This is a genomic window from Herminiimonas sp., from assembly GCF_030655415.1.
The window spans coordinates 58,659-80,145 of the sequence record NZ_JAURVN010000010.1; the positions used below are offsets into that span (position 1 = coordinate 58,659).

General features: G+C 50.1%; 18 protein-coding genes. 5 read left to right on the forward strand and 13 right to left on the reverse strand.

What is annotated here, in order from left to right; translation table 11 throughout:
* Positions 1-63: 63 nt before the first annotated feature.
* From aroG to Q7T66_RS08020, 4 genes are all read right to left on the reverse strand, one after another.
* A complete protein-coding gene (gene aroG / locus Q7T66_RS08005; RefSeq protein ID WP_304932810.1) occupies positions 64-1,128 on the reverse strand; it encodes a 3-deoxy-7-phosphoheptulonate synthase AroG in 1,065 nt (354 codons plus the stop codon).
* Between the two features lie 289 nt (positions 1,129-1,417).
* A complete protein-coding gene (gene tldD, locus Q7T66_RS08010) occupies positions 1,418-2,878 on the reverse strand; it encodes a metalloprotease TldD (protein ID WP_304932811.1) in 1,461 nt (486 codons plus the stop codon).
* A gap of 128 nt (positions 2,879-3,006) precedes the next feature.
* The gene (locus Q7T66_RS08015; protein WP_370691624.1) at positions 3,007-3,825 is read right to left on the reverse strand and encodes a carbon-nitrogen hydrolase family protein; all 819 of its coding nucleotides are present in this window, start codon (positions 3,823-3,825) and stop codon (positions 3,007-3,009) included.
* 3 nt (positions 3,826-3,828) lie between these two features.
* Entirely contained in the window at positions 3,829-8,061 is a 4,233-nt protein-coding gene (locus Q7T66_RS08020) for a YhdP family protein (protein ID WP_304932813.1), read from the reverse strand.
* A 129-nt stretch (positions 8,062-8,190) separates the two neighbouring features.
* Here Q7T66_RS08020 and glnE point away from each other — a divergent pair, with 129 nt between their 5' ends.
* Positions 8,191-10,911, forward strand: coding sequence for a bifunctional [glutamate--ammonia ligase]-adenylyl-L-tyrosine phosphorylase/[glutamate--ammonia-ligase] adenylyltransferase (gene glnE, locus Q7T66_RS08025; protein ID WP_304932814.1), 2,721 nt, complete (start codon positions 8,191-8,193; stop codon positions 10,909-10,911).
* Positions 10,912-11,039: 128 nt separating this feature from the next.
* Here glnE and Q7T66_RS08030 read toward each other — a convergent pair whose 3' ends face one another.
* On the reverse strand, positions 11,040-11,198 hold the full coding sequence (locus tag Q7T66_RS08030; protein WP_304932815.1) for a hypothetical protein: 159 nt from the start codon (positions 11,196-11,198) through the stop codon (positions 11,040-11,042).
* 177 nt (positions 11,199-11,375) lie between these two features.
* On the opposite strand from Q7T66_RS08030, the gene Q7T66_RS08035 reads away from it, so the two are divergent.
* Positions 11,376-11,567 carry a DUF3606 domain-containing protein gene (locus Q7T66_RS08035; RefSeq protein ID WP_304932816.1) on the forward strand — a complete coding sequence of 64 codons (192 nt, stop codon included), beginning with the start codon at positions 11,376-11,378 and terminating at the stop codon, positions 11,565-11,567.
* 130 nt (positions 11,568-11,697) lie between these two features.
* Here the strand turns inward: Q7T66_RS08035 and Q7T66_RS08040 are convergent, their stop codons facing one another.
* The 3 genes from Q7T66_RS08040 to Q7T66_RS08050 form a co-directional block, all read right to left on the reverse strand.
* Complete coding sequence (locus Q7T66_RS08040) at positions 11,698-12,402, reverse strand: anti-sigma factor domain-containing protein (RefSeq protein ID WP_304932817.1); 705 nt, start codon at positions 12,400-12,402, stop codon at positions 11,698-11,700.
* Positions 12,399-12,953: a sigma-70 family RNA polymerase sigma factor gene (locus tag Q7T66_RS08045; RefSeq protein ID WP_304932818.1), complete on the reverse strand. Its 555-nt coding sequence runs from the start codon at positions 12,951-12,953 to the stop codon at positions 12,399-12,401. The genes Q7T66_RS08040 and Q7T66_RS08045 overlap by 4 nt, the downstream gene beginning before the upstream one ends.
* Positions 12,954-13,097: 144 nt before the next feature.
* Positions 13,098-13,637: a DUF3455 domain-containing protein gene (locus Q7T66_RS08050; RefSeq protein ID WP_304932819.1), complete on the reverse strand. Its 540-nt coding sequence runs from the start codon at positions 13,635-13,637 to the stop codon at positions 13,098-13,100.
* A gap of 304 nt (positions 13,638-13,941) precedes the next feature.
* Here Q7T66_RS08050 and Q7T66_RS08055 point away from each other — a divergent pair, with 304 nt between their 5' ends.
* Both Q7T66_RS08055 and Q7T66_RS08060 read left to right on the forward strand, forming a co-directional pair.
* Positions 13,942-14,286, forward strand: a complete 345-nt coding sequence (locus tag Q7T66_RS08055) for a zinc ribbon domain-containing protein YjdM (protein WP_304932820.1) — start codon at positions 13,942-13,944, stop codon at positions 14,284-14,286.
* Between the two features lie 77 nt (positions 14,287-14,363).
* A complete protein-coding gene (locus Q7T66_RS08060) occupies positions 14,364-14,783 on the forward strand; it encodes a hypothetical protein (RefSeq protein WP_304932821.1) in 420 nt (139 codons plus the stop codon).
* Between the two features lie 139 nt (positions 14,784-14,922).
* Here Q7T66_RS08060 and Q7T66_RS08065 read toward each other — a convergent pair whose 3' ends face one another.
* The 4 genes from Q7T66_RS08065 to Q7T66_RS08080 all read right to left on the reverse strand — a co-directional run bounded on the left by Q7T66_RS08065 (position 14,923) and on the right by Q7T66_RS08080 (position 19,138).
* Positions 14,923-15,636: a fumarylacetoacetate hydrolase family protein gene (locus Q7T66_RS08065; RefSeq protein ID WP_304932822.1), complete on the reverse strand. Its 714-nt coding sequence runs from the start codon at positions 15,634-15,636 to the stop codon at positions 14,923-14,925.
* An 86-nt stretch (positions 15,637-15,722) separates the two neighbouring features.
* Positions 15,723-16,967, reverse strand: coding sequence for an NADP-dependent isocitrate dehydrogenase (icd, locus tag Q7T66_RS08070; protein ID WP_370691625.1), 1,245 nt, complete (start codon positions 16,965-16,967; stop codon positions 15,723-15,725).
* Between the two features lie 49 nt (positions 16,968-17,016).
* On the reverse strand, positions 17,017-17,814 hold the full coding sequence (locus Q7T66_RS08075) for a substrate-binding domain-containing protein (RefSeq protein ID WP_304932823.1): 798 nt from the start codon (positions 17,812-17,814) through the stop codon (positions 17,017-17,019).
* 76 nt (positions 17,815-17,890) lie between these two features.
* Complete coding sequence (locus Q7T66_RS08080; protein WP_304932824.1) at positions 17,891-19,138, reverse strand: porin; 1,248 nt, start codon at positions 19,136-19,138, stop codon at positions 17,891-17,893.
* Between the two features lie 545 nt (positions 19,139-19,683).
* Between Q7T66_RS08080 and Q7T66_RS08085 the strand changes: the two genes are divergently transcribed.
* Positions 19,684-20,424 carry a GntR family transcriptional regulator gene (locus tag Q7T66_RS08085; protein ID WP_304932825.1) on the forward strand — a complete coding sequence of 247 codons (741 nt, stop codon included), beginning with the start codon at positions 19,684-19,686 and terminating at the stop codon, positions 20,422-20,424.
* Between the two features lie 124 nt (positions 20,425-20,548).
* On the opposite strand, the gene Q7T66_RS08090 is transcribed toward Q7T66_RS08085, so the two are convergent.
* Complete coding sequence (locus Q7T66_RS08090) at positions 20,549-21,469, reverse strand: alpha/beta hydrolase (protein ID WP_304932826.1); 921 nt, start codon at positions 21,467-21,469, stop codon at positions 20,549-20,551.
* Between the last annotated feature and the right edge of the window lie 18 nt (positions 21,470-21,487).

The window sequence follows — 21,487 nt, forward strand, 5'->3', positions numbered from 1 at the left end:
TGATTCAGTGCCCGTTTTTTATTTCTGCGCCGCTGCTTCTGCGACTAATCACAATGCAATTGCTTATGCGTCTGGATCTTTCAAACGACGTTGTTTGACGGCTTCAGCCAAACCTTCCAACACGCCCAAACTATCTTCCCAGCTGATGCAACCGTCGGTCACCGATTGGCCATAGACGAGCTCTTTGCCTGGAACCAGATCCTGACGACCTGCAACCAAGTGCGACTCAATCATCACACCGACGATACGCGTATCGCCGCCAGCAACTTGCTGCGCGATATCGGCGCAAACCGGGATTTGATTTTCCGGCTTTTTCGAGCTGTTGGCATGCGAGGTGTCGATCATCAAACGCGATGCGAGACCATTTGCTGCGATATCTTTGCAAGCTTGTTCAACACTGGCTGCATCATAGTTAGGCGTTTTACCACCGCGCAAAATGATGTGGCAATCTTCATTGCCGCTGGTCGAAACAATCGCCGAATGACCGCCCTTTGTCACCGACAAGAAATGATGCGGCTGCGATGCAGCCTTGATCGCATCGACTGCAATTTTCACATTGCCGTCAGTACCATTCTTGAAGCCGACCGGGCATGACAAACCCGAAGCCAGTTCGCGGTGGACTTGCGATTCAGTTGTACGCGCACCGATCGCGCCCCAGCTGATCAAGTCAGCAATGTATTGCGGACTGATGACGTCGAGGAATTCAGTACCGGCTGGCAGACCCAGTTCATTGATGTTCAACAGCAGTTCGCGCGCAATCCGCAAACCGTCATTGATGCGGAAGCTGTTATCCATGTATGGATCATTGATCAAGCCTTTCCAGCCAACCGTGGTGCGCGGTTTTTCGAAATAGACGCGCATCACGATTTCCAGTTCGCCCGCAAAACGCGCGCGTTCTTTAACCAGGCGATTTGCATATTCCATCGCAGCCTTGGTGTCATGGATAGAGCACGGCCCGATCACGACCATCAGGCGATCATCCTGTCCGTGCAAAATCCGATGCAAAGCGATGCGCGCATCAGCAGCGGTGGTCTCCGCTTTTTCGGAGACACCGAGCTCGCGTATCAAATGCGACGGTGGGGTCAGTTCTTTCATTTCTCGAATTCGTAAATCATCTGTGCGTGGCATGTTTTTCCCCAGTCAAAATCTGTTCTGCAAAAAATAAAAAACCGCCATCGCGGGCGGTTTTTAAAGAATTTCGGTTTAAGCTTTTTTACCTGCGCGCTTACCGCTTCTCCACCGCCATTAGGCTGGAATAGCTAAAGTAAAAATAAAATTGGAAGCGCGAAGTAGTCATGTCTGTAACTGAAATCTGTTTTATCTGTCGGTAATATTGCAATAATTCAGCTGAATTGGCAAGAAAAGCTTGGAAAATGCATTGGCATTCAAACAAATTTTGGAAGAATGCCAACAAACATCAAGCTGTTCCGCCTACTGTCACGCCATCGATACGCAAGGTAGGCTGGCCCACGCCGACCGGCACGCTCTGACCTTCTTTGCCGCAGACACCAACACCGCTGTCGAGGCGCATGTCGTTACCTATCATCGAGACGCGGTTTAATACATCCGGGCCGTTACCGATCAGGGTTGCGCCCTTGACTGGGTAAGTGACTTTACCGTTTTCGATCATGTAGGCTTCACTCGCCGAAAACACGAATTTACCGTTGGTGATATCAACCTGACCGCCGCCAAAATTGACTGCGTACAACCCGTTCTTCACCGATGCCAGAATTTCTGCAGGATCTTTGTCGCCACCCAACATATATGTATTCGTCATGCGCGGCATAGGCAAATGCGCGAAGGATTCACGACGTGCATTACCGGTGACAGGCATCTTCATCAAACGCGCATTCATCGTGTCTTGAATATAACCCTTCAAGATACCGTCTTCGATCAGCGTCGTGCATTGCGTAGGATTGCCTTCATCATCGATGTTCAGCGAACCACGACGATCGGCGATGGTGCCGTCATCGACAACAGTCACACCTTTGGCCGCGACGCGCTCGCCGATACGACCTGAGAACGCACTGGAACCCTTGCGATTGAAATCGCCTTCCAGCCCGTGACCAATCGCTTCATGCAACAACACACCTGGCCAACCAGGTCCGAGTACGACTGTCATTGGGCCCGCAGGAGCTGGACGTGCTTCAAGATTGACGAGTGCGGAGGCCACTGCTTCGCTCGCATATTTTTCCAGCAACTCATCGCTGAAATAACCATAGCTGTAGCGACCGCCACCACCGCTGGAACCCATTTCGCGACGGCCATTTTGTTCTGCGATTACTGTGATCGAGACGCGCACCAGTGGACGAATATCAGCTGCCAGCACACCATCGCTGCGTACGACCAATACAACATCGTATTCACCGGCGAGGCCAGCCATCACTTGCACTACGCGCGGATCTTTTGCGCGTGCGATGCGTTCAATTTTTTCCAGCAGTTTTACTTTTTCAGTTGCGTCCAGCGAGGTCAGTGGATCGTTAGGCAAATACAAATCACGGCCACCGACTTGCTGAATTGCCGAAGCGACTTTGATCTTGCCTGAACCTTGACGCGCAATCGTGCGTGTCGCAATCGCGGCTTCATTCAAGGCGCGTTCGGAGATTTCATCCGAATATGAAAACGCTGTCTTGTCGCCAGATACGGCGCGCACACCAACACCTTGATCGATAGAAAAACTACCGGTTTTGACGATGCCTTCTTCCAGACTCCAGCCTTCACTTTTCGTGAACTGGAAATACAAATCTGCGTAATCGACGCGATGCGTAAACATCGTTCCCAATGTTTTGATCAGGATGGATTCATCCAGGCCGAAAGGCGTCAGTAATACATCACGCGCAACGGCCAGGGTTTTCAGATTTGGTTCAAATGGAGTCATTGTTTATTTGCCATTTGCGCGTTGAGGCGCAAACAAAATTGATTCGGAAGTTAATATATATATATAGCGAATTGTAGAGCATCTGGCTCAAAGCCCGAGGAAACACTGAAATGTACTTATCAGTAAGACTACAGTTTACGGTGTTTCAAGGCAGGAAGATTTTCCCGGATTCCAGATAAATAATTGGGTTCGATGTCGCCAATTACAAGGCCTTCGCCCTCTGCCAGCACGGTTTTGATTTCGCCCCACGGATCGATCAGCATACTGTGACCCCATGTGGTGCGGCCGTTTTGATGACGGCCGCCTTGCGCTGCTGCTAAGACGTAGCATTGGTTTTCAATGGCGCGCGCGCGCAACAGGATTTCCCAATGCGCTTTGCCGGTTGTATACGTGAATGCCGCCGGCACCACGATCAAGGTGCAATCACCCATCGCGCGATACAACTCGGGAAAACGCAAGTCGTAACAGACCGACAAACCCACTTTGCCAAACGGTGCATCGAAGGTGGTGACTTCGGTACCTTCGACAATCGTGCGTGCTTCGTCATACGATTCCGCGCCCTTGGTGAAGCTGAACAAATGAATCTTGTCGTAACGCTTAACCCGCTCGCCAGCCGGGTTATAAACCATCATTGAGTTCAATACCTTGTCGGCGACCAAGGCGGCCATCGGCAAGGTGCCGCCTATCAGCCAAATCTGATGTTCACGCGCGGTCTCGGCCATGAAAGTCTGAATAGGCCCGATGTCGATCTGTTCGGCCAAACCCAGTTTGTCATTTTCATGCATGCCCATCGACGCCCAATATTCAGGCAGCAAAACCAGATTCGCACCTTGTTGCGCCGCATCTGCAATCAGACGTTTGGCAGTCGCAATATTCTCTGCAATCGAAGGCGCGGAAATCATTTGAATTGCGGCCACTCGCGCGCCAGCATTGGTCGTGATCGTCATCATTCAACCCTTCGTAATGGTGTCTGCAATTTTTGAATTCGAAGTCCCGGGCGCGTGCTCTGCCTTGCGATCGATCTTGACGACATTCGGATCACTCCAAGCTCCGGTGATCGCATATTCAAACGTGAATGCGCGCATCAAAGGTTCACGCAAGAACAACTGCGCCAGGAAGGTGCCCGCACCGATGACAGGATTGATCGCCAGCGCATAGGCAACTGATGCAGCGCCTGCATTGATTTCTGGAATCACGACCGCGCGCAAATTCTGTGACTCTTTCGCTATATCCGCGTTGCCGTCTATCAGCACTGTCGCGCTAACGCCGCGCATTTTCAAATTGTCGGTGCTCGCCACACCATTGGTGATTTGCGCATTGCCGTTGATGCCATCAAACGCAAAGCCTTCTGAAAACACATCACGGAAATCCAGCGTCAAACGGCGCGGTATCGATTGCAAACTCAATACGCCCAACAACTTGGCGGCACCAGGTTCAACTTTCAAAAACTGTCCTGATGCGATGTCCAGATTGATGTTGCCGTTCAGACTAGGCACATCAAAAGAAAACGGTAAACCATTCCAACTGATCTCACCATCCATTTTGCCTTTACCGCCACGCAGCACATCGGCAAAACCAAATCGATTCAATAAGTTACCTGCGTTGTTAATATTCAAAATGTAATCAAGGCTGGAAACATTGCTGCCATTTTTGGCCAGCCAGTTTCCTTTAGCCTTAAAGGTCGCATCCGGATTAGCCAACGAAAGATTACGTATGCGCCACTCGCGACCTTCTGTCGCACGCACATAATTCGCGAGCAATTCAAGACGTCCAAGTTTTTTACCGAATAGTTCAAAACTCTCAGCGACGACATCCAGTGCCGGCATTTCTGTTGTGCTATCTACGCCATCCATCAAGCCCTTGACGTCGGAACCAACTGATTTAGGGATCACCATTGAAGCCAAACGTGCAGTGACTTTACCCAAGCCGCGACCAGATGAAGACTCCACCCAAGTCAGGTAACCCGACGCTTGCGCGGAGTCGACGTTGGCCTGCCACACGCTGCCTTCGTGCGAGACGCCCACTACCACCTCGTCAAATTTTTTCCCCATCAAAATCAGCTCAGTCGCACGCGCGGCCAGCACATTCGGCTCTACGTATTGCGTCATGTTGAGTGCATCTGATGCTTCGACAATTTTCTTTTGTGCGTTCTGAACAGGCTGCGCGCTCTTGCCGCCCGCTGCACTAATCGACGAGGCGACGCTGACCCATTCGTCAATATTCAGCGTATGTAAATTGACGTTCACCATCAAGCCACTATCAGGCTCTGGCGCTGGCGTATTAACGCCTATGCCACCACGCGCCACATGCCAAGCGGCAGATGGTTCGTTTGCGTTTTTCTCGCGCAGATAATTCGCCACCATTGACGAACCCAGTGAAAGTTTGATGCCATCACGCATGACCGCCGCATTGTCGGACGGCAGGCTGGCTTGTTCTATCTTGAGTGGCAATGCGTCTTTTGCAGCCTTGCGCAAAGGCGCAGGGAAAGCCAGACCCAAGCCGCGCAAATTGGAATCAACCAGGATCTCGACGCGCTTGCTCTTGACGCTGATAGAAGCGCCGAAACGCGTGCTGCCGCTAATCTTGTCTATCAGCTTCTGCATGGCCGGCGCAGGATAGTTGGTGCGCAAACCGGCAGCCGACAGCGTGCCATCAGCCTTGATTAAAATATTGCCGTCTTTTTGCGTGCCGCCTGTAACAGTCAAAGGACCACCGAGGAAATTCGCCTTGATGCCTTTCAGCGTCAAACCTTTTTCATCGAAATCCAGTTGACCGTTCGCCTGCATCAAGCTTGGGATTCCATTCTGCAAAATCACATTATTGTTGGCAAACTTCAGCGCGCCCTGCACCTTGGCTTCTATCATTTGATGCAAAGGCAACTTCAAGCTGAGTGCGAGGGTGGCATTACCTGTTGCTTTGGTTTCATCAGTGAAGTGGCCTATCCATCCTGCGACCGGGCTGTCTACCGTGTATTGCACCATGTCTTGCAAAGTGCCAGCGGCGTGACCGTCAATTTCAAGTACCGGTTCTGAGGACAGCAAATCTGCGATTACGGCTTTCACGTTCGATACTTCTGTACCGTGAGTTTTGCCGCTTTCACCCTTGATTTCCATACGGGTGCGATCGAACAGAATTGTGCCTTTTACTTTTTCCAGCAAAGGCCACATCGGTGACTTGCCATCTTTGCCAAACATGTCGGGCGCGTAGTTCAAACCACCGTTATCGATCTTGCCGCCAAAGATGAATTCGCCCTTTGGTTTTTCACCAGGCTTTTGCGTACGGAACGGGAAGTGATTCAAATCACCTTTGACCTTGATAGTGCCATCGCGCAAGGTGCCGTCGATCAATGCATTACCAAGCCACGAACGGAAATGTTCGCCCATGCTTAAAGGCAGATACTCGCGCACCTTGTTTAATTCAAGTCCCGTCAAACTGCCGGTCAAATCCAGAGTACCGAGTGCGCGTGGGGTTTGTTTTTGCAGCGACATCAGATGTGTACCGGAAAAAGAGCCGGACAAACCCTGTCTGGCGAAACTCATCTTTGGCACTTCCAGCAGCAACTGATCGTTTTTCTGGAAGGTCCATTTCGCATCCATTTTCAATGCGTCAAGATCCATCTCCGGCTCTGCAAAATAACCAGGCAAATCCAGTTTGATTTTTTCAGATGCCAGCGTAAACGTCCCGCCTTGATTACTCGCGTCGACATGCCCAGTCAAATTTTCAAAACCGGGAATCGCAGGGATCGCCGCTTGCGCCGGCAAAATCGCACTGGCGGCACGCGCTGGACGAGCAGCTTGTGCACTCAGCGCCAAGCCAACAAAATCGCCTTTAACCTTGTAAGAAGAAATATGTGGATATGCACCCTGCCATTGCGCGGAAAAATCTTTTAACTGCCCACGTGGAGAGAAATCCTGTAGCAAGTGCAACTGCGTTTCCGGCAAAGGCAAGCGTTCGGCAAAAGCTGTCCACGCTTGCAGATCCAGCGACTTCGCTTGAATCTCTATCCGTTCTGGCACGCCCTTTTTAGCCGCAACGTAATGCTCGCTCATCGTGGTCTTCGGCAACTTCAACCCATCAGACGTTTCCAGAGAAAAATCAACCACCGAAATCGTATGCCCCTGCGTACCAAAAGTCGGCACGCCATCGCGTGGCGCACCATCCAGAGTTTCGCGCACAGAAATCCGTCCATTCGCATTCGCCAATGCAAGCGGCTCCATATTCTTGCGCAGCTGCACGGATACATCGGACAAACTTAAATCAGCCGTGAAGTCGGCAACCCGCGCATGATCAAAGGACAGCCAAGCGCGCATAGAACCTTTGGCTTGCTGTAAATCGAAGGGAAAATCGAGATAAGTCTTCCACGCTGCCAGATCGCTATCGCGCAAATCGGTGTAGAGCTGGCCAGTCCAGCGCGATGCATCAGAAACTTTTTGAGAAAAAATCGGATGATTGAAATTGGCGCGTATATCCAGCGGCGCAGCGATCGTTGCCGGTGGCGTCGCTTTCAAACCAAATTGATGTTGCCGACCTTCGTTATGCAAGACGATGTTGACGTCGCTGAGCAGCAATTCCGGTGCTACGCGTAAATTATCCTGCCAGCGCAATTGGCCATCTTTGATGCGGATTTCACGCTGCGACAAAACCCAGTCGGCAGCCTTGCCATCGCCACCTTTTTTCAAATCGACCAATAATCCGGCGACATAAAAATTGCCGTTTGCATCGCGCTGAATATCCATATCCGGCTTGTCGATTTCCAGACTATGCAAGCGCAGATCGGCAACGACCAGCGACCACCAGGAAACCGTGGCCGACACTGCCGGCAATTGCAATGCGGTGCCGCCATCCTTGTCGTAGATCACAACATTGCCCAGCGATAAATGCGGCCGCAAGCCGTGCCACGAGGCAGCAATGGTTTCTATGGAAACCTTGCGTCCTATCGCTTTGGTCGCGACTTGTTCTACATCGACGCGGTAAGCAGAGATTTGCGGCAAGACCGCATAACGCAAGGTAAGGAAGAGCGCGCAGAAGATGAAGTAGGCAACCAGCAGCAACTTCAAGGACCAGCCGAGAATGCGGCAACCGACGTTATTAGTGAAGCGCGCCGATTGTTGAATCGCACGCCAGCATAGCCGCAGCCGATCGGCAGTCAGGGTCTGTTCAGGTGGGCGTGGATCTATATGCATCAATCAAAAGGTCGGCAAATCTACTTCGCGTAGAATAAAACAGGCTGGCAAGCAATCGGCTGGCATAAATTTAAACGGAGCTTTAATCTCCAAGCTCGACTACAAGAACCCTAGGATACTACCAAGCCCGTGACGAACCACTCTTTGACTCCAATTACTGCTTCCCGGTTCTATTCCCGATGGATCAATGCGCATGAATCGCGCGCGCAGAAGGTTGCCGAAGTCGGCAGATTATCCCTGAACTCAGCCATCTTCGCTGAAATCTTACAAAACGAAGCAGAAGCCGGCGCCTCGCTGCCAGCTGCCATGCGCCGCCTGCGCAATCTGATCATTGCAACGCTGATCCAGCGCGATCTGAGCGGACAAGCCGATCTGGCCGAAGTGGTCGATACGATGACGGCTTTTGGCGATTTTGCAGTGCAGACACACCTGGCTGCCGTCATGCAAGAAATGATTGCCAATCATGGCACGCCTATCGGTGACGAATCGGGTGAGCCGCAGGAAATGATTGTGCTCGGCATGGGCAAGTTGGGCGGCGGCGAATTGAACGTTTCTTCAGATATCGATCTGATCTTCGTGTATGCCGAAGATGGCGAAACCCGCACCACCACGCCGGAACAAAGGCCGCTGTCGAATCACGAATTCTTTATCCGACTGGGCAAGAAGCTGATAGCTGCATTATCGGAAATCAACGAGGACGGCTTTACCTTCCGCGTTGATATGGCCTTGCGCCCGAACGGCGCGTCCGGCCCACTGGCCGCCAGCTTCAATATGGTGGAGGAATATTTGATCGTGCAAGGTCGCGAGTGGGAGCGCTATGCATGGGTCAAGGCGCGTGCGCTGACCGGCAAGCCATCCGACATTGCCGCGCTGGAAAAAATTATCCGGCCCTTTATCTATAGACGTTATCTGGATTACGGTTCCATCGACGCGATCCGCAATATGCACGCGCAGATACGCGCCGAAGTCACTCGGCAAGAAGCACGTCATCCAGATCGCAGCAACAACGTCAAGCTGGGACGCGGCGGCATACGAGAAATTGAATTCCTCGCGCAAGTTCATCAACTGATACGCGGTGGTCGTGACGCTGCCTTGCGTGATCGTTCGACGCGCAACACCTTGCGCACGCTGGCCGAAAAAGAATTGTTCAAGCCGGAAGTGGTCGATCAACTGCTGCATGCGTATACTTTCCTGCGCAATCTGGAACACAGATTGCAATATCTGGACGATGCGCAAACCCACAATTTCCCTGCGAATGAAGGCGACCAGCTGACGATTGCAAAGATGATGGGCTACCACGATGTACCGACTTTACTGAGTGCGCTAGAAGAACAGCGCACGTTGGTCGCAAAACATTTCGACGAGATTTTCAGCGACAAAACGAATGACAATGGCGCCGACCAACATGTCGCTGCAGACTTGAATGCAGTGCTGACAGATTCCGATAGCGAACAGGCAATCGAAGCGTATCTAACCAGTCTGTCTTTCGACCATGCTGGTGATTCAGCCAAACGCCTGCTATCCACCTGGCATTCACCGCGTCTGCAATCGTTACCGGAAGCGAGTCGCAACAAATTGGTGGCACTGGTCAATGCCTCGCTGCCGCTGATTGCCAAAGTGACGGAAGCGCGTTCAACTACTTTGGGGCGCCTGCTTGATTTCCTCGAAGCGATTGCGCGCCGTGCCGCTTACCTTGCCTTGCTGACTGAATATCCACATGCATTGGAACGCGTGATCCGCATGATCGCCGCCAGCGACTGGGCAGCAAAATATTTGACGCGCCATCCGCTACTGCTGGACGAACTGCTGGATGATAGAACCTTGAAAGCAGCGCCGGACTGGAATGCATTCGCGCGCGATTGCCGCCAGCAACTGGATGAGACGCCAGGCGATACTGAACGCCAGATGGATGTGCTGCGTGAAATGCACCACGCACAATTGATACGATTGCTGGCGCAGGATCTGGTCGGCGACATGAGCGTGGAACGGCTGGCCGATCACTTATCCGAACTGGCAGACAAGCTGGTGGAAGCAACCATACAAACCATCTGGAAAGGTTTGCCGAATCGACATCGTGAAGATCCGAAATTTGCCGTGATTGCCTACGGCAAACTGGGCGGCAAAGAACTCGGCTATGCCTCTGATCTGGACGTCATCTTTTTATACGATGATGATGACCAGGACGCGCCTGCGCTTTATGCCAAACTGGCGCAACGCTTCATCACATGGATGACGGCGCATACGCCAGCCGGCATCTTGTTCGACGTCGATATTGCATTGCGCCCTGACGGCGCCAGCGGTTTGCTGGTTTCCACCGTTTCTTCTTTCGAGAAATATCAAACTACCTCTGCCTGGCTTTGGGAACATCAAGCTTTGACACGCGCTCGCTTCTGCGCTGGCGACGCGGAAATAGGTGCACGCTTTGAGGCGATACGTGAAAGCGTATTGCGTCAGACACGCGACCCGGTTGCATTGAAAAAAGAAGTGCTGGAAATGCGCAAGAAGCTACACGACGCGCATCCCAACCGTACTGACTTGTTCGACTTGAAGCACGATAACGGCGGCATGATCGATATCGAGTTCATGGTGCAATTTTTGGTGCTGCGCGATGCGGCTCAACATCCACGTCTGACCGGCGATATTGGCAATATTGGCTTGCTGAAGTTGTGTGGTGAGCTGGGACTGATCGATGCAAGCTTGGCCGGCACCGTAGCCGATGCGTATAGAACATTCCGCAAACTGCAACATCAGATTCGACTGCAGGGAGCGGAACGGGCACGGGTTGAAATGGAACGCGTCGCGCCAGAAATTGCAGCTGTTGTTGCTTTATGGGCGGCGGTGTTTGCTTAACATTCACCGCACAACAGTCACAGCAAGAGTGGATAACAGACGCGTGCGGCAAACAAAACCCTGCGCAAAAAGTTATCCACGCTTTTTGTGCACAGCCCTGTGGATAAGCTGAGTGCAAGCGAGCTATGTCATTGATCTGAAAGAGAATTCATTCCCTGCACAATCTGCGCAAGTTCGGCGACTAATAAGCCACTTGCGCAGCGCCCTTCCCGTACTTTTTTTGTTGGCTGCCAGCCTTCGTCTTCACTGCCGAATTCAAATTGCCCATATGTTTTTGAGATTTTCATATCAAAAACAAAAGTCTTGGCCGCGTAAGCAAAACTTTTTTCTCAGTCACGCAAAAAATCCAACATTTAGTGCTTGAATTTTCCAGAACTTAGCGCGACACTAAAGTCACTGAAGAATGTCCTTAGAGACATCAGTAATCTGACAAACACTTTCAGCCGAGACAAAGGGAGAGACGTATGTCAATAGCAGCCATGAATCGCGCACCAGCAGATTTGATGCATATCAGAGTCGATCAGCAAGATGAACTTCGATATTGGGCAGATCGTTTTGAACGAACCCCACGCGAACTGGAAAATGCAGTGATTAGAGTAGGCGCAAATACAAAAGATGTAGAGCGCTACTTGAAGTTGAAGTCCTACTGCAAATAAACATCCCGATCTGAGTCAGACCAGCGGCTCGTCAAACATTCAAAAATTATCCGATTGATTCAATCGGATAATTTCTACATAGCCGCAAGCATTCCCAAAACTACCTTGCATGACATGAACGCCGCAGCGATCATGTCATTTTTGCTGCCTTGCCGATAAACAGGATAGGACCTGTTGGTCTGCCTGTAGGCGAACCGTTTTCTGGTTCCAGCGTAATTTCAAACAACTGATTGGCCTGCATAGGTGGCAATTTATCCAAAGCCAATGTAACGGTTTTGCCTGGCTCGACCAAACCTAGAGAAACCGGTTTGTCCCAGCCCTCGCCCTTGGTCCAGAACTGCAAGGATTTTTGACCAGGTACGGTGTCCTTACGCAATGGCGTCAAGGTCAATTGTTTATCCGCGCTGGTTTGCACTATCCAGCCCGGCGTACGTTCTTGCGGCTCAACCAGCACCACCATAAAGTTCGGTCCCAATGCAGGTGTCGTTGGCCGCACCAGCATTACGGCGACCAGCACTGCAGCCGCAGCAAAACCACTCGCCGCCAGTCCACGCCAGAAGCGCAGATCATTCCACCACGCGGCCCAACTAGATTGCGCCGTTGCTGATTGGCGACGCAAATCTTTTACGATACGCGGCCATAATTGCGATGAGGGTTCCTCTTCTTCTACCAGCGAAACCAACGGTAAAAAACGGCGCTCCCACTCGTCAACAATATTCCGTAATAGTGGCTCACTCTGCATACGTTGCGCGACTTGCTGACGTTGCGCTGCAGGCAGTGTGCCCAGCACATACTCGCCTGCCAGTTGCTGCAGTTCGTCAAATGACTCATTCATCCCATGCACTCCCGCAATGCGGCCAAACCACGTTTGACCCACGCCTTCACTGATCCCAGAGGCGCATTCAGGCGTTGCGCAATTTCACTATGACTGCAGCCATCAACATAGGCGCACAAAATACTGTTGCGCTTGGCGCCGTCGAGATGGGACAGACAATCCTGCAATTGTCCCAGGCTGGCATTCAATTCAAATTGATCAACGATCAATTCCTCATTCTGTTGCTGCATGTTGTCGATGGCTTCTTCGTCCGCATACACTTCGCGATCACGATCCCGCAACATGTTCAGTGCCTGATGCCGCACCACGCTGTAGATCCAGCCTCGACCTTCACCACGAGTGGCATCGAAACTGGCAGCTTTATTCCAAATACTGACGAAGGCATCGTGTACTACGTCTTCGGCCAAATGCCGTTCACGCACGATGCGCAAAGCCACACCAAGCAGACGCTTGCTGTCTTGCAGATAAATGCGCTTCAACGCATGTTCGTCGCCCAAGGCGCAATCATGCAAGGCAGCGTTGTAATCAAAGGAGTCTGAGTCGGCAGGCAAAATAGTCTGTCTTTAAAAAATTGGAATGAGTGATACCGATTTATTTCCAATTAATTATATAGGACGCAATCTGCCTGCCAATGTCTTCCTCGCGCTTAATTAAACTTAATCATTAAACTTGATAACTAAGCTTGGTAATTAAGCTCAAGCAGCTTTCCAGAAAATGTAATCAGCTTGGTATTTAACGATTTCCTTGGTGCCGACATTACCCGCACCGCAAGCTGTCGCTGGCGCTACGCCGCCTTTAGTCGCTACGCGCTGGATGTATGTCACACCTGTCATTGCGCCGCTACCGGTTGCTGGATTTGCTTTGACTAACTGGAATGGAATGTTGCCCGCACCAGCTGGAGCGACTGCCAACTGAGTAGCCGTAACTTTCGAGCCGTCATTGCTTGCCCATGTTGCTGGTGGGCCGAAATATTTACCGATTGCTTTGCCGCTACGATCCGACAACACTGCGTCAGGACCAACGAAAACCCATTCAAACTGGCCAGCCATATCTTTTTTAACGCGGCATTCATAAGTGATATCGCCTGCACCAACAGTTTGCAGTGAGACAGTATTACCAGCTGGAACTTGCACAGTTGGTGGCAACGCATCTTGCGAATACATAGGAGTGGTCGAACATGCTGACAACAAAACAGCAGCGGAAGCGAGCGCAACGGCGGAGAGAGTGATTTGCATGATGTTTTCCTTGGTAGTTAAAAAAAGTGATCAGCTGGAGTATCCGGATATCGGAAATTTATGCGCTGATACTAGTACTACCCACCAGATGCGGATTTGGATGCAGTCGATTCAAAATAAATTTAATTATTTTGATTTAGGTGGTTTGCCAGGAAAAGTCAGCGGAAATACTGGTTTAAGGCGGCTTAAGGATTGTCGCAGGGAGATTTGGATTCGTCCCTACATCTATAAAGAGGCCGAATCCAGCGGGCACGCAGTATACTTCGCCCTTTTACGGCAATCGCCTCACCGCTAAGGATGTTCCATGAGCGCTTTACCTGCATGCTCCAAATGTAATTCCGAATATACCTACGAAGATAACGGCATGTACATCTGCCCGGAATGTGCGCACGAATGGCCAGTTCAGCAAGCCGCAGAATCTGCGGAAGAAGGCAACAAGGTGTATCGCGATTCCGCTGGCACTGTGCTGCAGGATGGCGATACCGTCACCGTGATCAAGGATCTGAAATTGAAAGGATCTGGCGGCACCATCAAGGTCGGCACCAAGGTCAAGAATATCCGCCTGGTCGATAGCGATCACGACATCGACTGCAAGATCGACGGTTTCGGTGCGATGAGTCTGAAAACGGAATTCGTCAAAAAGGTTTGAACCTGCGATCGTAAGCTTCGTCTATCAAATCTTAGTAACGATATAAAATTCTACGCATACCAACTGATCGCAAGCCCATGTTGCCAGCGCCTATTTTCTCTGCAAATGTTGCACTACGCACCGAGTGCCCGCCCGGTACTTGCGTCTGCGATAGAGAAAGTTTGCTGAATGATCCAGCCGGCGATGTGCGCATCCTGCAGTTGACCAAGATGGAAGAGAAGAAGCTGATTCTGCGTATAGAAAGTATTTCTTCCTATGCCGATTTGCAGCACATGATCGAACGCATGTACGCGCAGTTAGGTATTGTTTTACAAATCGCACCAGGCTTGAATGAAGTGCGCACCGTACGCGGCTTGAATATCGAACTGCTGGAGCGGCCGGGTCTCTGCAAAAAAATCCGGCAAACGATTCCAGCGGCGATACGTAAATGTCTGGATAGAAATCCGGAAATCGTCTACGCGATTCTGGATGCGCACGATCTGTTTGGCGGAAAATGAAGCTGCTGCGCGAACGCCAGCATCCGGGTCAGACAGCAGCACCCGCAATTGTGATTACACGAAGCTGAAAAATGTCCCGCTCTTGCGTAAGCGCAGCGGGACATTTTCAAAGAAGTTTTACCTCAAGCGTGCGCTACGCTCAAATAACTGCCAGCTTCATGCTGCAGACACCTTCAATCATGCCTTCAAGTTGATCACCCCTGTTGATTGCACCAACACCGGCTGGTGTGCCAGTCATGATCAGATCACCCGGTTTGAGTTCAAAGAAAGTCGACAGTATGGAAATTTGTTCTGCAACTTTCCAGATCATTTGATCCAGATCGCCCTTTTGCCTGATCTCGCCATTGACCTTGAACCAGATGCCACCTTTGTGCGGATGCCCTATCTCCGCAACCGGTATCAACGCCGAACAAGGTGCCGATTGTTCAAACGCCTTGCCAACTTCCCATGGTCTGCCCATTTTCTTGGCCACACCCTGCAGGTCGCGTCGGGTCATATCGAGTCCAACGCCGTAGCCGAAGATATGCTCGAGCGCATTTTCAACCGTGATGTTCTTGCCACCTTTGTCGAGTGCCACTACCAATTCAAATTCAAAATGCACATCCGATGTTTCCGGCGGATATGGAAAATCTTGATCGACAATAATGTTGTCCGGATTCTTTTGAAAGAAAAACGGCGCTTCCTTGTCAGGATCGTGCCCCATTTCTATAGTGTGCGCTGCATAATTACGGCCTATGCAATAAATACGATGCACAGGAAAAAGTTTGTCGCTTCCTCGTATAGGCAAAACAGGAATGCTTTGCGGCGCTATAACGTAAGCCTGATCTTGCACTGCCAATTTTTCGGTACCCATTGAGAATCCCTCCAGAAAATATAAATTCGATTTAAAAATAATGCCTGTATTTCATCCACTGGACCGCGCCCGGCAGATGCCATTCCTTACATTCGTACTATCATCGCGTCGCCAAAAGCCGAACACGATATTTCATTTGCATCTTCCATCTGGCAGGCGAAATCATAGGTAACCTGCTTGTCGCTTATCGCAGCTTCAATTCCCTTTATGATCAGATCAGCTGCCTCGAACCAACCGAGGTAACGCAACATCATTTCAGCAGATAGAATTTCCGACCCAGGATTGAGCTTGTCTTGTCCTGCGTATTTTTGCGCGGTGCCGTGGGTAGCTTCGAAACAAGCGTAACGATCAGATATGTTTGCACCTGGCGCGATACCAATACCGCCTACCTGGGCTGCCAGCGCATCGGAAATATAATCGCCATTCAGATTAGTCGTGGCGATCACGTCGTACTCTTCCGGGCGCAAAAGTATCTCTTGCAGGAAAGCGTCGGCAATCACATCCTTGACCACGACTTCGCGACCTGTTTTGGGATTCTTGAATGTGCACCATGGACCGCTACCTACCAGTTCAGCGCCGAATTCTTTTTTCGCAATCTCATAAGCCCAGTCGCGAAAACCGCCTTCTGTAAACTTTTGGATATTGCCTTTATGGACAATGGTCAACGATTTGCGATCGTGATCAATCACATATTTAAAAGCCGCCCGTATCAAACGCTGTGTACCTTCGATGGAAATCGGCTTGATCCCTATACTGGAGGTTTCAGGAAAGCGGATCTTGGTAACACCCAGTTCTGTCGATAAAAACTTGATTAATTTTTTTGCTTCCGCCGATTCGGCGGCCCATTCAATGCCAGCATAAATATCCTCGGTATTTTCACGGAAGATAACCATGTCCACTTTCTCTGGATGCTTCAAAGGCGAAGGCACACCTTTGAAATAACGCACCGGACGTATGCATTGATAAAGATCTAGTTGCTGACGCAAGGTCACATTCAGTGAGCGCATGCCCCCACCTACAGGGGTCGTCATGGGTCCCTTGATGGAGACCACATATTCTTTCAAAGCATCAAGCGTTTCAGTTGGAAACCATTGATCCGGACCATACACACGAGTTGCCTTCTCGCCGGCATATACCTCCATCCAGTGAATTTTTTTCTTGCCGCCATAAGCTTTTTGCACGGCCGCATCGACTACCTTGATCATGACAGGGGTAATGTCGGTACCGATTCCATCTCCCTCTATGAACGGAATGATGGGATTGTCAGGCGTAGGCTGACCGAGAATGATTTTTTGCCCTTCAGCTGGAACCTTGATTCTGACTACACTCACACGTCACTCCTTGAATTGAATTTGGATGGAACAATAATCTAAGCACCTGCTATTCGATTCCAGCACTGGAAAATGCTGCCTTGCCGCTTGGTGTAGTTATCTGCTTCAACACTGCATCAACGGCTTCCGTTTTAGCGCTGCTCGTCATGCGAACAGCTTCATACTGTGTCCAGTTTTGCAGGTTGGCCGGCAACTGACCCACCATTTTCAAGCCCTTTCCTTCGAACCTGCGGATCTCGGTTATCGCACCAAAACCAATTTCGATACCGAGGCCGTTGATGATATGTTCAAGCACCATCTCGCCATTTGCATAGCGCTGCGTTCTGCCCTTTAGTTGTTCGGCTAGTCCCATTTTTTCAAAGAGCTTGTCCATATACAGCCCCGTTGATGCCTGGTTATAGACCACCCGATCGGCGGCTAATACGGCCTGTTCCAATTTTTTAGGCGTTGATATATCAGGTGCAGCAAGCTCATCGCGCACAGTCACTCCAACACCGACACGTCCCACAGCAACCCGCGTTTCGCTGACGATTTTCCCCTCAAGAGCAACGCGTTCCATCACCGCTGGGGGCGAAACAAGGATGTCGAACAATTCGCCGTCAGCAAGTCGTTTCGCTATCTGCGGCGCGGTGTTGAATTGTATTTTCAGTTCATGTCCGGTTTCCAACTTGATATGGTGTGCAAATTTCTCCATACCTGTTTCAACAGCCCCCGCGCTTAATACAGTGATTTCCATCGCATGTAAATTTCCACAAATTAGTCCAGCAATTAACAGCAGTATCTTGCGACATTCCATGCGCAATTTACCTGTCGATACTTTTAGGTCTTTATGTCTGATTTCAAACAAAATTGCCCCCACTTACTTCGCACTTTTCAACCGAAAGTTGGTTCGGCATCTACATGCTGAACCAACACCTCAATTTTTAAAACGTGTGTCTAATACCCAAAGCTATCTGACTCAAGTCTTGACCGGTTGTTGGCACTACCGCTTGTCCAGCATTGCTGTAACTAGCAGATTTTCCATTTTGCATATCCGAAAAAAGCGCGAACAAAGCGGTACGTTTGGATAATGCGTAAGCCCCCCCCAGGGAAAGCATGGAGCCTTCCAGCCCATCAGTACTACAGGCAACGCCACCCACCAACGAACATGACCCTGCACTGGCTCGTCCATAAGTTCCGATCAAAGTCCATGCACCCATCGTATGTTCAACGCCCATCAACCAGTTATTTTGCTTATAGCTCTCGAACTTTCCTGCTGTACCACCTGATTCGCCAAGTTTAGTCATTGAAAAACTTGCTTCCATTCGGGTTGCACTGGTCAGTTGGTATAACGCTGACACACGTGTTGACGTGTCTTTTGAGTCGGTGCCTGCAACCGCAACAAAAGCGGCTCCTGTACCACCACCGGCCGTGATGTTACGTAACGCCAGCGGCACGTTGCGTGAACCACCGTAGAACTTGTTGTGCTGCTCGTGTGCGACGGCCAGATAAAGTGGGCCCGCGCTATAAGAAACGCCGGTTGATATATTGCTCCCCTTCTTGAAGTCACCAGCTACCTCACCAAAGGAATACCCCGCATACGCTGTAAAGCCACCAAAACTAGGCGACTGGTAATCAATCGTATTGGATGGCCGCTCATGAAAGCGATGCGCACTAGTCGCTCCAAAACCGCGCTGCGCGAGAATATTACTGGCAGATACAAAGTTGCCGCTTTGAAGCCCCATGAAACCCATGGTATCGGTGATGTTCTTATAGACAGTATCAATGCGCCCCATGCGAACTCGCCCGAAATCGCCTTGCAAACCCAAAAAGGTATTGCGATTGAAAAAGAAACCAACACTGGAAAGAGAGCCGTCATCAACACCAAACGCACCTTCTAGCTGAAATATCGCCTTCATGTTGTTACCGAGATCTTCTGTTCCGCGAAATCCGATATATGAATTTGAAGACTCCATCACTGCGCCAGAAACTCCCGCTACTGTTGTACCAACCGGAGAAACCAACGTACTCACTGCGGTACCTGCAGCGGTTCCTGTACTGGTTCTGTAGTTTGTCATTTGCGGGTAGAGCTTGCCATACACCGTTACGGTCGCTTGCGCCTGCGCTCCTCCTGCCAAACAGCATGCGATGCCTACCGCCGCGGCCATCATTTTTCTTCTAATTAAATACATTTCCTGCCTCCTCAAGATGTCTATATCGGTAACGGACTGTATTGGCGGAGGCCTCATCCTTAGATAAGGTCGGCACTGTCTCAAGGTGCCCTCCGTGTCTGTCATGCAGACTCAAATTCACTCCGTCTCTTAGGTTCGACTTCGCACAGCGTCTGCGTCCAAACACCGCCAAGGCATCTTAGTTCTTTGAATTAGCAAAGTCAACTATATGAATTAAATGATTTGTATAATATGCGTTAACTAGATAAATAATTTAAAATGTCGCTGCAGCCCTAATGTGCAGACTGAGGTTTTTTGCATTCAGGTAAGCGCAGCGGGGAGGAATTTAAGGCAGTAGCTAAAGGGAAGAACCTTCTGAACTTGTGATAAATGTAGATATGATGCGTTTGATGGATTATTATTTTTATCGTCACATCTTCGGTCCACGCCCATTATCAGTATGCAAGTCGCCGGCGAATTTGCGGTGCAATAAACCCATGCATGGATTACATCGGGCTGCTGTTTAAAAAAGTGTCATTAAAATAAATCATCATGGATAGAAAATTATGAGCAATTCTGGCTATTCAGCTACGTCAGTCGGCTTGACCTTGTATAAAGAAGTAAAACGCCAAGTGCTGGAAGCGCTGGCAGCAAAAGAATGGGAGCCGGGCGATGTCATTCCTCCGGAAAAACAACTTTGCATCCGCTTTGGCGTATCTGTCGGCACACTACGCAAGGCCATCGATGAACTGGTCGCAGAAAATATATTGATTCGCCACCAAGGTCGCGGTACTTTCGTTGCGCTACACAATCGCGGCTCGCATCTATATCGTTTCTTTAATGTCGTCAGACACGATTCGAAAAAGTTCTATCCAACGCTGGCTTTGAAATTATTTGAGAAAAAGAAAGCCGACAAGACCTGCAGTGAAAAACTGGGTATAGAACGTAATAGCGTCATCTTCAGATTTACCAATCTGCGCAGCCTGGATGAAAAACCGGTACTGGTTGATCGCATTTCATTACCGGAGTCTCTTTTCGCTGGCCTGACAGAAGCACAGGTACGCGATAGGCCCAGTACTTTGTACAATCTCTATCAGTCTGAATACGGTTTGAATATCATACGTATCGAAGAACGGGTACGCGCATCGCTGGCCGATGCAGAATTAAGCAAGCTGCTAGATGTTGATGTCGGTGCGCCCCTATTACAGATACACAGAGTCGCATTCTCGTATAACGATCAGCCTGTCGAATACCGCGTTTCGTACGTCAATACTGAAAACTACGAATACGTGCCTTCGGCGCCTTGATGCAGTTATGCGGCTCTGCTCCGTCAGCAGCCGCCGCTACAATTAACAATCATCACTTTCAGAAATAGATGCAGCCCTGTATCATAAAAAGGGCTGCATCTATTTTCAAGCACAGACTTTAAAATCAGCAGTTGGTATTAAGGTCTATTCTGTCAGGCATCGTCAAAAAACTTTGTATTGCATGATAAAAGCGGTGGCGATTCACACCCAAAGGTGCCGTATGGGCCAAGCCGGATATTTTTACCAATTGTTTGTCCGGATTCGGCAAGCATGAGAAGAAATTAATCACATCTTCTTCGGTTGCAATACCATCGTGCTCTGCTCTTATGATCAGTACTGGGCAGGTTATTTTGTCCGGATCGATCAAGGGAAGTTTGGTCACCATATCCAGATAAGTACCAGTTGGCACCGTATCTCCATACTTGAGCTCTTCTTCTGCAACCACGTCGCCTATCATCGCTTCGGAGGAACCGACATGATCGCGGGTGAATACGGTGCGATAAAAAGCGACGTCGATCTTGCGCACATTGCTGTTCTCGATCAGAGGCAATAATTTTGCACGCTGTATCAAGGTAGGCGCATCTTTTCCAGTCCATACAAAAGCATCAAGCATCAGTTTGCTGACGTGTTCAGGATAAACGTTGGTAAATTTTGCAGCACGCAAGGCGCCGGAAGACTGCCCAAAGAAAGCAGCTTCAGTCTGTCCGGTTACTTCAGTAATGACCCCCATAGCCGCCTTAAGATCTTCGACGCCGCTCGCCACATCCGAGAAACCGGAGGTGCGGTCAGAATGACCATAGCCTTCATGATCCATGGTCCAGACTTCATAACCGAGCGCGACAAAATTATCCATGAACGAATAACCGCTACGACCCGGCACATGCAGATCGAACATGGTTTTTCCGGAATAGGACGAGCCGTGCACCAAAAACAAGAGTGGACGTTGCTCATCACGGGCGCCTAAATACTTGCGATACACCCACAGTTTTACGCCGTTCTTGGTAGTCCAGAACTCTTCTGCGTGAATCGATGTTTCATTAGTCATTTTTTCTCCAATTGATAC

Excerpts from the sequence above, each read along its gene's own strand:
- aroG (WP_304932810.1), bottom strand. The coding sequence starts at position 1,128 with ATGCCACGCACAGATGATTTACGAATTCGAGAAATGAAAGAACTGACC.
- tldD (WP_304932811.1), bottom strand. The coding sequence starts at position 2,878 with ATGACTCCATTTGAACCAAATCTGAAAACCCTGGCCGTTGCGCGTGAT.
- Q7T66_RS08015 (WP_370691624.1), bottom strand. The coding sequence starts at position 3,825 with ATGACGATCACGACCAATGCTGGCGCGCGAGTGGCCGCAATTCAAATG.
- Q7T66_RS08020 (WP_304932813.1), bottom strand. The coding sequence starts at position 8,061 with ATGCATATAGATCCACGCCCACCTGAACAGACCCTGACTGCCGATCGG.
- Q7T66_RS08030 (WP_304932815.1), bottom strand. The coding sequence starts at position 11,198 with ATGAAAATCTCAAAAACATATGGGCAATTTGAATTCGGCAGTGAAGAC.
- Q7T66_RS08035 (WP_304932816.1), top strand. The coding sequence starts at position 11,376 with ATGTCAATAGCAGCCATGAATCGCGCACCAGCAGATTTGATGCATATC.
- Q7T66_RS08040 (WP_304932817.1), bottom strand. The coding sequence starts at position 12,402 with ATGAATGAGTCATTTGACGAACTGCAGCAACTGGCAGGCGAGTATGTG.
- Q7T66_RS08050 (WP_304932819.1), bottom strand. The coding sequence starts at position 13,637 with ATGCAAATCACTCTCTCCGCCGTTGCGCTCGCTTCCGCTGCTGTTTTG.
- Q7T66_RS08055 (WP_304932820.1), top strand. The coding sequence starts at position 13,942 with ATGAGCGCTTTACCTGCATGCTCCAAATGTAATTCCGAATATACCTAC.
- Q7T66_RS08060 (WP_304932821.1), top strand. The coding sequence starts at position 14,364 with ATGTTGCCAGCGCCTATTTTCTCTGCAAATGTTGCACTACGCACCGAG.
- Q7T66_RS08065 (WP_304932822.1), bottom strand. The coding sequence starts at position 15,636 with ATGGGTACCGAAAAATTGGCAGTGCAAGATCAGGCTTACGTTATAGCG.
- Q7T66_RS08080 (WP_304932824.1), bottom strand. The coding sequence starts at position 19,138 with ATGTATTTAATTAGAAGAAAAATGATGGCCGCGGCGGTAGGCATCGCA.
- Q7T66_RS08085 (WP_304932825.1), top strand. The coding sequence starts at position 19,684 with ATGAGCAATTCTGGCTATTCAGCTACGTCAGTCGGCTTGACCTTGTAT.
- Q7T66_RS08090 (WP_304932826.1), bottom strand. The coding sequence starts at position 21,469 with ATGACTAATGAAACATCGATTCACGCAGAAGAGTTCTGGACTACCAAG.